At 72.3% G+C, this 13,165-nt stretch carries 7 protein-coding genes; 3 read left to right on the top strand and 4 right to left on the bottom strand.

Annotated features, from left to right (window positions below; translation table 11 throughout):
* The coding region (locus ACIPYQ_RS23335) for an acyltransferase domain-containing protein (protein WP_401254248.1) at positions 1 to 6,446 on the bottom strand (6,446 nt) is incomplete at its 3' end.
* A 110-nt stretch (positions 6,447 to 6,556) separates the two neighbouring features.
* A complete protein-coding gene (locus ACIPYQ_RS23330) occupies positions 6,557 to 7,747 on the bottom strand; it encodes a cytochrome P450 (protein ID WP_401254245.1) in 1,191 nt (396 codons plus the stop codon).
* Positions 7,748 to 8,213: 466 nt separating this feature from the next.
* Here ACIPYQ_RS23330 and ACIPYQ_RS23325 point away from each other — a divergent pair, with 466 nt between their 5' ends.
* The gene (locus ACIPYQ_RS23325) at positions 8,214 to 9,092 is read left to right on the top strand and encodes an LmbU family transcriptional regulator (RefSeq protein ID WP_401254242.1); all 879 of its coding nucleotides are present in this window, start codon (positions 8,214 to 8,216) and stop codon (positions 9,090 to 9,092) included.
* A gap of 77 nt (positions 9,093 to 9,169) precedes the next feature.
* Here the strand turns inward: ACIPYQ_RS23325 and ACIPYQ_RS23320 are convergent, their stop codons facing one another.
* Positions 9,170 to 9,817 (bottom strand): FMN-binding negative transcriptional regulator, encoded by a 648-nt coding sequence (locus ACIPYQ_RS23320; RefSeq protein WP_401254239.1) that lies wholly within the window; start codon positions 9,815 to 9,817, stop codon positions 9,170 to 9,172.
* Between the two features lie 235 nt (positions 9,818 to 10,052).
* Between ACIPYQ_RS23320 and ACIPYQ_RS23315 the strand changes: the two genes are divergently transcribed.
* Positions 10,053 to 11,411 (top strand): lysine N(6)-hydroxylase/L-ornithine N(5)-oxygenase family protein, encoded by a 1,359-nt coding sequence (locus ACIPYQ_RS23315; RefSeq protein WP_401254236.1) that lies wholly within the window; start codon positions 10,053 to 10,055, stop codon positions 11,409 to 11,411.
* Between the two features lie 110 nt (positions 11,412 to 11,521).
* Here the strand turns inward: ACIPYQ_RS23315 and ACIPYQ_RS23310 are convergent, their stop codons facing one another.
* Positions 11,522 to 11,758 carry an MbtH family protein gene (locus ACIPYQ_RS23310; RefSeq protein WP_361753836.1) on the bottom strand — a complete coding sequence of 79 codons (237 nt, stop codon included), beginning with the start codon at positions 11,756 to 11,758 and terminating at the stop codon, positions 11,522 to 11,524.
* A 426-nt stretch (positions 11,759 to 12,184) separates the two neighbouring features.
* Here ACIPYQ_RS23310 and argB point away from each other — a divergent pair, with 426 nt between their 5' ends.
* Entirely contained in the window at positions 12,185 to 13,093 is a 909-nt protein-coding gene (argB, locus tag ACIPYQ_RS23305; protein ID WP_361753838.1) for an acetylglutamate kinase, read from the top strand.
* Positions 13,094 to 13,165 lie beyond the last annotated feature (72 nt).

Here is a 13,165-nt window from a genome sequence, read left to right as displayed (position 1 = left end):
TCGTTCTGGGCGGTGCGGATGAGGCCGGTGAGGGCTGTGGCGGGGAGGTCGGTGATGTCCTCGTCGGGGGTGAGGGCGGTGGCGCCCTGGGTGAGGACGACGATCCGGGTGGAGTCCAGGGCGGAGTCGGCCAGCAGTTCCTGGAGGGTGGCCAGGGTGCCCTGAACCGCCGCGTGGACCTCGGTGGTCTCCTGTGACAGGGCTATGAAGGAAGGAAGTTGGGCGCCGTCGCCGAGAGCGGTCCGCAGTTCGGCGGCGTCGGCGTACGTGTCCCCGGAGACGGCCGAGGCCAGGCCGTGCGGATCCGAACCCAGTACCGCCCAGAGCCCGGCCGTGGTCTCCACGGCCGTCTGCGGCAGGGGCTTCCAGCCCAGTCGGTGCAGGCCGGAGTGCTTGCCCGTGTTCGTGGCCGCCCGAAGGTCGCCGGCCGGGCGCAGGGTGATGGAGTCGACCGTGACGACGGGCTGTCCGTCGGGGTCGGTGGCCGTCAGCGAGGCGCTGTCGGGGCCGGAGGGGATCACGTGCACCCGCAGCGCGGTCGCGCCCGTGGCGTGCAGGGTGACCCCGTTGAACGAGAACGGGATGGTCAGCTCGGTGCCGTCACCGAGCAGCATGGCGTGCAGGGCCGCGTCGAGGAGCGCCGGGTGGAGGGCGAAGGCCGTGGCGTCGGCGTGCTGCTCCTCGGGGAGCGAGACCTCCGCGAACCGCTCCTCGCCCGACTGCCAGACCCGGCCGAGGCCCTGGAAGACCGGCCCGTACTCGTAGCCGCGGTCGGCGAGCCGGTCGTAGGTGTCCTCACGGGTGAGGGACCGCGCGCCCTCCGGCGGCCAGGTCCGCGTGGCGGCGGGGACCGGGTGTTCGCCGGTGGCCAGCAGGCCGGAGGCGTGCCGGGTCCATTCCTCCTCCGCCGCGCCCTCGGGGCGCGAGTGGACGGTGACGGAGCGGGTGCCCGACTCCTCGGCGGGGCCGAGGGCGACCTGGAGGTGGATGCCGCCTTCCTCGGGGACGATCAGCGGCGCCTCCAGGACGAGTTCCCGGAGCTGGTCGTAGCCGAAGCGGTCGCCCGCCGAGACGGCCATGTCGACCAGGGCGGTGCCGGGCAGCAGGACCGTACCGACGACCGCGTGGTCGACGACCCACGGGTGGGTGCGCCGTGAGACGCGGCCCGTGAACAGCACGCCCTCGCGGTCGGCGAGGCTGGTCATCGCGCCGAGCAGCGGGTGCTCCGCGGAGGCGAGGCCGAGGCCCGACGGGTCCTCCGCCGTGACCGGGGTGTCGAGCCAGAACCGGCTCCGCTGGAAGGCGTACGTCGGCACCTGGACCCGCCGGGCGCCCGTACCGCCGAACACGGCGGACCAGTCGACGCGCACGCCGTGGCAGTGGGCCTCGCCGAGCGAGAGCAGCAGGCGTCCGGCCTCGTCCTCGTCGCGGCGCAGGGTGCCCAGGGCGGTGCCCCGCGCGCCGGCCTCGTCGAGGGCCGCCTGCACGCCGATGGTGAGCACCGGATGCGGGCTGACCTCGATGAAGGTGTGGTGGCCGGCGGCGAGCAGCTCGCCGACCGCCTGCTCGAACTGCACCGTCTCGCGCAGGTTCTGGTACCAGTACCCGGCGCCCATCAGGGCGGTGTCGGTCAGCAGCGCGCCGGTCAGCGAGGAGTACACCGGGACCTCGCCCGGGCGTGCCTCGATGCCGTCGAGGATCCGCGCCAACTCGTCCTCGAGTTCTTCCACATGGGCCGAGTGGGAGGCGTAGTCCACGTCCACGAGGCGGGCGCGCGCCCCCTGCTCCTTGGCCTGGGCGAGGAACTCGGCGAGGGCCTCCGGGTCGCCGGACACCACGGTCTGGGACGGTCCGTTGACCGCCGCGACCGAGATCCGTCCCTCCCAGGCGCCGATCCGCTCCCGCACCCACGCGACGGGCTGGGCCACGGACATCATGCCGCCCCGGCCCGACAGCACGGTCAGCGCGCGGCTGCGCAGCGCCACGACCCGGGCCGCGTCCTCGACGCTGAGGACGCCCGCCACGCAGGCCGCGGCGATCTCGCCCTGCGAGTGGCCGACGACCGCGGCCGGTTCGACGCCCAGCGAGCGCCAGACCTCGGCCAGGGACACCATCACGGACCACAGCACGGGCTGGACCACGTCCACCCGCTCGAAGCCCGGAGCCCCCTCGGCGCCGCGTACGACGTCGAGGAGCGACCAGTCCACCAGCGGCTCCAGGGCCGCCGCGCACTCGGCCATCCGCCGGGCGAACACCGGGGAGGACTCCAGGAGGCCGGCCGCCATGCCCACCCACTGCGCGCCCTGACCGGGGAACACGAACACGGGACGGGCCGCGGGCCGGCTCTGCCCGGTGACCAGGCCGCGGTCCGTGGCGCCGTCGACCAGCGCCCGCAGGCCCTGCTCCAGGCCCGCGAGGTCCTCGGCGACCACGGTGGCCCGCCGGTCGAAGTGGGCCCGGCCGACGGCGAGGGAGTACCCGATGTCCGCGAGGCGGTCGCCCGGCTGCTCCCGAAGCCGGTCGAGCAGCTTGCCGGCCTGCGCGCGCAGTGCCTGGTCGCTCTTGGCGGAGAGGAGGAAGGGGACGGCCGCGGGCGCCTGCGTCCCGGCCGGCTCGGGTTCGGTCGGCTCGGGCTCGGCGGGTGCGGGCTCCGCGGCCTGCTCCAGGACGAGGTGGGCGTTGGTGCCGCTGACGCCGAAGGAGGAGACGCCGGCCCGGCGGGGCCGGTCGGTCTCCGGCCACGGGGTGGCCTCGGTGAGCAGCGAGACCGCGCCGCTCGCCCAGTCCACGTGCGAGGTCGGGGTGTCCACGTGCAGGGTGCGGGGCAGCAGGCCGTTGCGGATCGCCATGACCATCTTGATGACGCCGCCCGCACCGGCGGCGGCCTGGGTGTGCCCGATGTTCGACTTGAGGGAGCCGAGGAACAGCGGCCGGTCGGCGTCGCGCCCCTGACCGTAGGTGGCGAGCAGGGCCTGCGCCTCGATGGGGTCGCCGAGCCGGGTGCCCGTACCGTGCGCCTCGACGGCGTCGACGTCCGTCGCCGACAGCCCGGAGGCGGCGAGGGCCTCACGGATCACCCGCTCCTGCGAGGGGCCGTTGGGGGCGCTGAGCCCGTTGCTCGCGCCGTCCTGGTTGATGGCCGATCCCCGGATGACCGCGAGGACCTCGTGGCCGTTGCGGCGGGCGTCGGAGAGCCGCTCCAGGAGGAGCATGCCGACGCCCTCGCCCCAGCCGGTGCCGTCCGCCGCCTCGGCGAAGGACTTGCAGCGCCCGTCGACCGACAGGCCGCGCTGGCGGCTGAACTCCACGAACATGCCGGGGGTCGCCATGACCGTCACACCGCCGGCGAGGGCCAGTTCGCACTCGCCGGCCCGCAGCGCCTGCGCCGCCATGTGCAGGGCCACCAGCGACGCCGAGCACGCGGTGTCGACGGTGACGGCGGGGCCCTCCAGGCCCAGGGTGTAGGAGGCGCGGCCGGAGACCACGCTCGTGTAGGTGCCGGTCAGCAGGTACCCGCCGACGCCCTCGCCCGCCTCGTGCAGGCGCGGGCCGTAGTCCTGCGCCATGGCGCCTACGTACACGCCGGTGCCGCTGCCGCGCAGGGCGGCGGGATCGATCCCGGCCCGCTCCACGGCCTCCCACACGGTCTCCAGCACCATGCGCTGCTGCGGGTCCATGGCGGTGGCTTCGCGCGGGCTGATCCCGAAGAACTCGGCGTCGAACCGGTCGACGTCGTGCAGGAACCCGCCCTGGCGGGTGTACGAGCGGCCCGCGCGGTCGGGGTCGCCGTCGAAGAGGGTCTCCAGCGCCCAGCCGCGGTTGCCGGGGAACTCGGTGACGGCGTCCCGTTCCTCCACGAGCAGCCGCCACAGGTCCTCCGGGGAGGCCACGCCGCCCGGGAAGCGGCACGCCATGGAGACGATCGCGATGGGCTCGTCGGAGCCGGGGACCCGGCGCGCGACCGCACGGGAGACGGGCTCGTGCGCGGAGACCACGCCCGAGAGCTCGGCGAGCCGGGCGACCAGCTTCTCGGGGGTGGGCCGGTCGAAGAGGAGGGTGGTCGGCAGCTTCAGACCGGTGGCGGCGGAGAGCCGGTTGCGCAGCTCCACGGCGGTCGCCGAGTCGAATCCGAGCTCCTGGAAGGAGCGGCCGGGGTCGATGTCCCCGCCCTTTCCGCGGCCGAGGACGAGGGCCACCTCGGAGCGCACCAGGTCCATCAGGAACCTGGCCGTGCGCTCCGGGTCCCCGCCGGTCCCGAACGGGTCGGCGGCCGCACCGGGGGCGCTGCGCTGGAAGGCGTACGTGGGCAGGGCGACGACCGGGGCGTCGACGGGGAAGACGGGACTCCAGTCCACCGGGGCGCCGTGCGCGTACGCCTCCGCCACGGAGGACAGGAAACGGTGCGGCCCGTCCGCGCCGCGGCGCAGCGAACCGACCGCGAGGGCCGTGGAGTCGGTGGTCTCCAGGATCTGCTCGACGGGCAGGGTCATCACCGGGTGGGGGCTGATCTCTACGAAGAGGTCGTGGTCCGTGAGGCACCGGATCGAGCTCTCGAACAGCACGGGCTCGCGCAGGCTGCGGAACCAGTACGAGGCGTCCAGCGAGCGGGTGTCCAGCAGGGCGCCCGTCAGAGCGGAGTAGAAGGGGATGTTCCCCTTCCGAGGCCGCAGCGGGGCCAGGACGGTGAGCAGCTCCTCGTGGATCTCGTCCATGTGCGCGCAGTGCGGCGCGTAGTCGATGGCGACCCGGCGGGCCCGCACCCCCTCGGCGGTGAACTCCTCCTGGAGGCGCTCGATCGCGTCGATGTCGCCGGCGACGGCGATCGACCGCGGCCCGTTGACGCCCGCGACGGCCAGCTTCCCGCCCCAGGGCGCCAGGCGCCTCTGCACCTCGTCGAGGGGGAGCAGCACCGAGAGCATGGAACCCCGGCCCGCGAGCCGGGCCTGCGCCTTGCCCCACAGCGCGGCGGCGCGGGCGCCGTCCTCCAGGCTCAGCCCGCCCGCGACCACGGCCGCGGGGAGCTCGCCGATGCTGTGCCCGACGACCGCGGCGGGCTCGATGCCGAAGGAGCGCCAGAGGGCGGCGAGGCCGAGCGCGGTCGCGAACAGGGCGGGCTGGATGACGTCGATGCGGTCCAGCGCGGGCGCACCGGGCGCCTCGCGCAGGACGTCCTCCAGGGACCAGTCGACGTACGGGGCGAGCGCCTCGGCGGTGGCCCGGATGCTGGCGAGGTAGACGTCCGAGGTGTCGAGCAGGTCGGCGCTCATGCCGGGCCACTGCGCGCCGTGGCCGGGGAAGACGAAGACGGCCCGGTCGCGTGCCGTGGCCGTGCCGCTCACGCGCCCGGAGCCGCGGCGGCCCTCGGCGAGCGCGGCCAGCTCCTCGGCGAACCCGTCCTCGGTGCCGGACAGCAGGACCGAGCGGTGCGCGAAAGCGGTGCGCGACACGGCGAGGGAGTGACCGATGTCGGCGATGCCGGGGCGTGCGGCGGTCGCGGTGCTGTCCGCGGTGCCCTCGGCGGTCGCGGTGCCCCCGGCGCTCGCCGTGAGCCGGGCCAGGAGCCGCCCGGCCTGCGCACGCTCGGCGGCCGCGCTCGCTCCGGAGACCAGCCAGGGCAGGGTGGCGCCCCGGAAGGCGGCCGGGCCGGCGGAAGGTTCCTGCTCGGTACGGGGCGCCTCGGCGACCTCCACCGACCAGGCCGTGCCGTCGGCGTCCGCGTCGGCGGCGGAGACGCTGACCGGCTGCCCGGGGGAGGCGGGGGAGCGCAGGGCCTCGACCAGCCCGGCGGTACCGGCGGCACCGGCGGGCCCGCCCTCGGCCCGCTCGGCGGCGGGCCCGGTGCGGAGGAGGACACCGCGTACGCGGTCGCCGTCGGCCAGGGCCCGCGCCAGGGTCTTGAGTACGAGAACGGCCCCGCCCGCGGGTCCGGCGTCGAGACCGCCCGCGAGCGCGATCCCGCTCTCGCCGGAACGCAGGCTCGCGCACGCCAGGTGCACCGCGTTCAGGGCGGACGGAGCGCCGCCGGTCACGGTCCGGCCCGGTCCGCTCAGACCGAGTACGGCGCGGACGCCCTCGGCGCGGTCCGCGTCCGGGGCGGTGTCCGTGCCGGCCGCCGCGCCGGCCTCTGCGGCCCGGCTGGAACCGGGCGCGCCGAGGAAGACCCCCGTACGGGCGGAGCGCAGGGAGGCCGGCACGATGCCGGCCTCCTCCAGGGACTCCCAGGCCAGTTCCAGCAGGAGCCGCTGCCCCGCGTCCATCGACGCGGCCGCGTCCGGCGCGAGGCCGAAGGGGCCCGGGTCGAAGCCCTCGGCGCCCTCGGAGCCGGCTGCCCCGCCGGAGTGCGCGTCCGGGTAGCGGCAGGACAGCCCGATGACGGCGACGGGCTCCCCGGCATTCCCGGCGTCCCCGACAAGCTCGGCATCGCGGCGGGTGGTCTCGACAGACATGCGGATCCTCACTCCAAGTCCAAAGGTGTTCCAGGGAGCAGCACTTGAACGGCGGACGCCGGGAACACCCGGGAGGCGATCCGCCTGTACGACCGGCCTGCGCGGAGCGGCTACCACTCCACCAGCAGCCGGGACAGCCCGCGCGTGCCGAGGCCGTCCTTCCAGACCACGGCGTCGGGGCCGGGAGCCAGGCGGAGGGTCGGGAACCGCCGCAACAGGCGCTCCAGGACGATCTGCAGCTGGAGCCTGGCCAGCGGCGCGCCGAGACAGCGGTGCACTCCGTGACCGAACGTCAGATGGGCGGCGTCGTGCCCCTGCGGGTCGATCAGTTCGGGGTCCGCGAACGTCTTGCCGTCACGGTTGCCGTGCAGCAGGGAGACGATCACGCCTTCCCCGGCCTGGACGGTCACGCTGCCGAGCGGCACCGGCTCCACCGCGACGCGCGGGAAGCTGATCGGGGTGGAGGGGGTCAGGCGGAGGAGCTCCTCGACCGTGGGGGCCAGCCGGTCGGGCTGCTCGCGCAGCTCCTCGTAGGCGCCGGGGTCGCGGAGCAGGGCGTGCGCCGACGTGCCGATCTGCCCGACGACGGTCTCGTAGCCGGCCATCAGGAGGGTGAGTCCCATGGTGAGCAGCTCGCCCATGGACAGGTCGCCCTGCTCGTGCGCCCCGATCATGGAGGTGAGCAGGTCGTCCTCGGGCCGGCGGCGCTTGCGGTCGATCAAGTCGGCCATGTAGTCGATGAGTTCGAGCCGGCGGCGGGCCTTCTCCTGCGGTGTGCTGGCGGAGATGTCGAACAGCACCTCGACCCAGTCCCGGAACCGCGTGCCGTCCTCGGGCGGAACGCCCAGCAGCGAGCAGAGGACGGCGAGCGGCAGCGGGGCCGCGAGCGCCTCGATCAGGTCGGTGCTCGGCCCCGACGCGGCCATGGCGTCGAGGTGGCGGTCGGCGAGCTCCTCCACGGCCGGGGCCATCGCGTTGGTCCGTCCGGTGGTGAACGCCCTGGTCACGACGCGCCGCAGCCTGGAGTGATCGGCTCCGTCCATGCTCATCATGGAGTTGGGCACGGGCTGGGCGTCGTTGAGCTTCGGGGCGTGCGGCGTGACGGCCTCGGCGCGGCTGAACCGCTTGTCCGTGAGGACCTTGCGGGCCAGCGCGTAGTCGCACACCAGCCACATCTTGTCCCCGGCGGGCGTGAAGAACGGGACGACGTCGATGCCGTCCGGGATGCGCCCCTCCCCGGCCACGTACTGCCCAAGGAACTCCGGAAGCGGGCCCAGCGGGCCGGCGCTGCGGTGCTTCATGTGATTCCTCCCCGTTGTGTTCGGCGGTCAGGTGATCAGAAGCCGGTGCCCGGCCCCGCACTGCGTCATTTCCGATCCTCCTGCTCCTGCTGAATTGACTGGATGAGCTGAATTGGGGAGGCGCGGTGCGGGCGCGTGGGTATACGGACGAAAACCGCCACGCTTTTACCTCTGATGCCTCGTGAACAAGCCGGGCCGGCGGCGCCGGAAATACTCGTGTGCCGCAGCGAAGAAACTCTGGCCGAGAATGAACATACCCTCCGCCCGGGAAGTGGAGAACAGAAAGGCGCCGACAACGGCCGGCGTCTGTTCAATTGTTCGATGAGCTCCGTGACGCTGTCCCGTCGACGGGACGGCCCGCAGGGCCCACCCCCGCGGGACGAGCCGGCGTCCGGCCGCTTTGGCCTGCCTTTAGCACGGGCTGGGAGCCTCCACACCTGATCTGTGGACCCCTTCACATGGAGGCATGATGGCGATTCAGGCCGGCGACATCGAGGGATCGAGAATCGGGCAGATCCGTACGAGCCCCGACCCGGCGCCGAGGCAGCGGCGGGCCATGGGTGAGGATCCGCGCCGTGGCCAGGTGCTGACCACGAAGGTGGGCCTGCAGATGCCGGCGGGGATGTCCTTCGACGACTGGGAGAAGGCTGGACGCCAGCTGTCCGGAATCGTTGACTCCTCTTCATGGTGGCTCGGTGACTGGCTCGTGTACGGCAAGGACCACTACACCGACCGCTACCAGCGCGGCATCCGCGCCGCCGGGCTGCAGTACCAGACCCTGCGCAACTACGCCTGGGTCTCCCGGCGGTTCGACTTCAGCCGGCGGCGGGGCGCCCTGAGCTTCCAGCACCACGCCGAGCTGGCCTCGCTGCCGCACGACGAGCAGGAGGCCTGGCTCGACCGGGCCGAGCAGCGCAAGTGGACCACCAAGCAGCTGCGCAGCGCGATCCGCGCCGCCCGCGAGGACGAGGCGCAGGTCAGGCTGCCCGCCGAGCCGACGCGGCGGCTGGAGGTGCCCGGCAGCCGGCTCCAGTGGTGGCACAAGGCCGCGGAGCAGGCGGGCGTCGACTTCGAGCGCTGGGTGCTGGTGACCCTGGACAGCGCGGCGAAGGAGGCCCTGGAGGAGCTCGAAAGGCTGGAGGACGACCATGGGCCCGCGGAGCTCAAAGGGGCGGTGGATTCCGGCGGTTCGGCAGAGCCCGAGCGGTCCGCGGAGGCCGGCCGGTCCGCGGAGGTCGAGCGGTCCACGGAGGCCGGCCGGTCCGCGGAACCCGCCCGATCCGCGGAGCCCGGTGGGCCGGCGCAGTCGCCCGGCTCCGTGCAGCGGCTGGCCATCACCGCCTGACCGCTCGGCGGTACGGGTCACAGGGCCCGCACTCCCTCGGGAGTGTGGGCCCTGAAGGCTGGGGCCGGCCTCGCGGATCAGGGCAGCTGGCGCATCAGGTCGGCAGTGTCGCGCTGCCGGGTGCACGGGCTGTGGGCGAACGAGTCCAGCACGCGGCCGCGGACCTCGGAGGGCTGCTCCTGGCTGAGCTTGAACATGCCCTCAGCCCCCGTGACCCTGACCCGGAAGGCGCCCACGGCGGGCACGATCTGGCGGAAGTAGCCGAGGGAATCGGACATGTCCCAGCCGGTGCCGAACTTCGACTCCTCGAAGGCGCGCACGGTCGACTGCACGACTCCCATCGTCGCCTCGATCGAATCGATCTTCTCCACCACGCCCCGCACGTGCACCGAGGTGAAATTCCACGTGGGGGCGGCCGGCGACTTCTCGTACACCGTCGGCGATACATAGGAATGCGGCCCGGTGAAGGTCAGCAGGACGAGGCTTCCCGTTTCCAGTGCCGCCCAGTGCGGATTGGCCCTGTTCATGTGCCCGAGCAGAATGCCGCCGGACAGGTCGTCCGACCATTCGTCGTTCGCCTGCGGGTCCGCGATCACCGGCAGGTGCGTGGCGAAGGGTCCGTCTTCGGCGGTCCCGTTGGTCACCGCCATGGCCAGTGGATTGTCTCGTATCAGATCGGTCATCCACGAACCGTCCGGTTCGCGATAGTTGCTGGGGACGAACATCCGGAATTCACCCTTTCGGTCTGCGCAAATGCGCGAGGACATGGAAATCCGGGCCGACCATACCGCTGTCCCGTCGGCCGGACAGAGATATTCGGTATTCGGTCCGCATCAGGGTCGCCAGGATCGTCTTCTTGACGTGTTCAGGTTGGCGCCGGGACGTTCTCCGGCGCAATACTTAAAAGAGGTCTCCCGGATCACCGGTCGAGATTCCAAGACGCTAGCGGGAGAATTGTCTATGGGTACAACGGGTACGCATAACCACGAGATACACGACGTGGTCGGCATCGGCTTCGGCCCGTCCAACCTGTCGCTCGCGATCGCTCTGGAAGAGCACCGGGCCAATGTTCCGGAGCACCCGGTCAAGGCCGCATTCTTCGAGCGGCAGCCCGCCTTCGGCTGGCACCGCAACATGCTGCTGCCGTCGACGACCATGCAGATCTCGTTCCTGAAGGACCTGGCCACCTTCCGCAATCCGGTGTCCCGGTTCAGCTTCGTTTCGTATCTGCACGCCGCGGGCCGGCTGGTCCAGTTCGTGAACAACCAGGACTTCTTCCCGACCCGGCAGGAATTCCACCAGTACCTGGAATGGGCGGCGTCCGGCCTCGCCGACCGCGTCTCCTACGGATCGGAGGTCACCGCGATCCGGCCCGCCGAGGACACCGGTGCGGGGACCCCCGAGCACCTCCGGCTCGAGGTCCGCGACGCGGCGGGCGGCGTCCGCCAGGTCCGCACGCGCAACGTGACCATCTCGACGGGCCTGGTGCCGCGCATGCCGGCGGGGGTCGCGCGCGACGAGCGGGTGTGGCACAGCTCCGAGTTCCTGGAGAAGTTCCACGGCCTCGACCCCAACGAGCTCAAGAGCGTCGCGGTGGTCGGCGCCGGCCAGAGCGCGGCCGAGATCACCAGGTTCCTGTACGACAAGCTTCCGCACGCGCGCGTCTCGGCGGTCATCCCGTCCTACGGGTACTCCGTCGCGGACGACACGCCCTTCGCCAACCAGGTGTTCGACCCGGCCGCGGTCGACGAGTACTACTTCGGCACCGACCAGGCACGGGAGGCCTTCTGGCACTACCACCGGAACACGAACTACTCGGTCGTCGACGACGAGGTGATCCGCGACCTGCACCAGCGCTCGTACGAGGAGGAGGTGCGCGGCAGCAAGCGGCTGTACTTCCTCAACCTCACCCGGGTCGCGGAGGTCACCCGGAACGGCAGCGACACGCGGCTCACCCTGAACTCGCTGCTCGACAGCGAGCCTCAGGAGCTGCACGTCGACGCGCTCGTCTTCGCCACCGGCTACGAGGGCATGGACCCGGCCCGCCTGCTCGGCGACTTCGACCGCCACTTCCTGCGGGACGTGAACGGCCGGCACCGGGTGGAGCGCGACTACCGGCTCGTCACCGCGACCGGACCGTCCTGCGGGATCTACCTCCAGGGCGGCACCGAGCACACCCACGGGCTGTCCTCGTCCCTGCTGTCGAACATCGCCGTGCGCAGTGGGGAGATCGCCGACTCCATCGTGCTGCGGCGGGCCGAACAGGAGCAGGCGGGGGCGCGCACCGTCGAGGTCGCCGGCGCGGCCGGCCGGGCCTGACCCCGCGTTCCAACCCCCCACGCCGAAGGGTGGGCCCCGGTGCTGTTCCTCCAGCACCGGGGCCCACCCTTCGTCCGTCTTCGGCCATTCCGTGGAATGCCGCATTCACCTCACGCGGCGCTGGCGGAAACCGAGTCGGCGGCCATCGCGTCGCGCAGGCTCTTCGGGCGGAGGTCGGTCCAGTTCGCCTCGACGTGCTCCAGGCACTGCTGGCGGCTTTCCTCGCCGAATACGATGCGCCAGCCGGCCGGAATCTCGGCGAACGAAGGCCACAGCGAGTGCTGCTCCTCGTCGTTCGTCAAGACGTAGAACCGGCCGTCAGCGTCGTCGAACGGGTTGCTGCTCATGAATGCACTCCAATTCAAGCCGTTCACGGTCCGCTTCCCGGGCGGGAAACGGGCCGTCATCCGTTAGTGGGGATGGAGTTGGCGAGACCGCCATGCCCGATCATGGCACCTTTCGGGCGCCCCGTGGAGACCGGTGGGCCCATGAAGCGCTCCACCGGTCGTCGATGCCCTTTCCCCGCCGTCCTGTTGACGGGACAGCGGTAACACACTGCCCCGAATCTTCGCCGTTCTGCCCTGAGTTCCCTGGAATGGGCTTCCGGTGGGCCCTTCTCCCGCGCGATGCTGGACCGGCGACCGCGGCCTCTGCCCGCGGGAATTCGCGTTTTCCGGGAGCCCTGAGTCCTCCACAGAAGGAGTTGTGCCGATGAGCGTCACCAGCGCGGCCGGCGTTCTCTTCACCCTGCGCGCGAGGTTCTCATGACGACCATGACGACCCGTCAGCATCCAGCCCTGGCCAAGGCGCGGTCCGTGGGCGAGGCGCTGCCCTGGCTGACCCGCCACCAGAACCGGACCGTCGTCATCAAGCTGGGCGGACACGCCATGGTCGACGAGGCGCTGACCGCCGCCTTCGCCCGCGACGTGGTCTTCCTGCGTTACGCGGGACTGAAGCCCGTGATCGTTCACGGAGGCGGTCCGCAGATCGGCGCCGAGCTCGAACGGCGCGGTCTGGCCAGCGAGTTCAAGGCAGGCCTCAGGGTCACCTCGACCCCCGCCATGAACGTGGTCCGGATGGTGCTCGCGGGGCAGGTGCAGCGCGAACTGGTCGGGCTGATCAACGCGTACGGCCCGCTCGCCGTCGGCATCACCGGAGAAGACGCGGACACCCTCACCGCGACCCGGCACGTGCCGTGGATCGACGGCGAGCCGGTGGACATCGGCAGGGTCGGCGACATATCCCGGGTGAACACCGGGGCCATCGAGGCACTGTTGGCGGACGGTCGCATTCCGGTTGTCTCTCCGGTCGCCCGCAGCGCCGAGGACGGTCACGTCTACAACGTCAACGCCGACACCGCGGCCGCGGCGCTCGCCACCGCGTTGCGCGCCCAGGAGCTGGTCATGCTCACCGACGTCGAGGGTCTGTACGCGGGCTGGCCGCTCAGCGACGAGGTCATCGGCAGGCTCACCGCCCGCGAACTGGAGAAGCTGCTGCCGGAGCTCGCCGACGGCATGGTCCCCAAGATGACCGGCTGCCTGCACGCGGTGCGGGGTGGAGTCGACAGGGCGCGGGTGATCGACGGGCGGGTCCCGCACGCGATCCTGCTGGAGATGTTCGCGGACGAAGGGGTCGGCACGGTGATCGTGCCGGACCTGGAAGAGGCGGAGGTGCCGGCATGAGCGGCACCGGCCGGCCGAGCCGGGATGGCGTCACGATGGCGCCACAGTGGCCGGGCCGGTGCCGCCGGGGCT

This window comes from Streptomyces sp. NPDC090045 (genome assembly GCF_044747975.1).
In the GTDB taxonomy this organism is placed as follows: Bacteria; Actinomycetota; Actinomycetes; order Streptomycetales; family Streptomycetaceae; genus Streptomyces.
The sequence above is the reverse complement of the archived record's forward strand: the minus strand, read 5'-3'. Positions and strand labels throughout refer to the sequence as shown.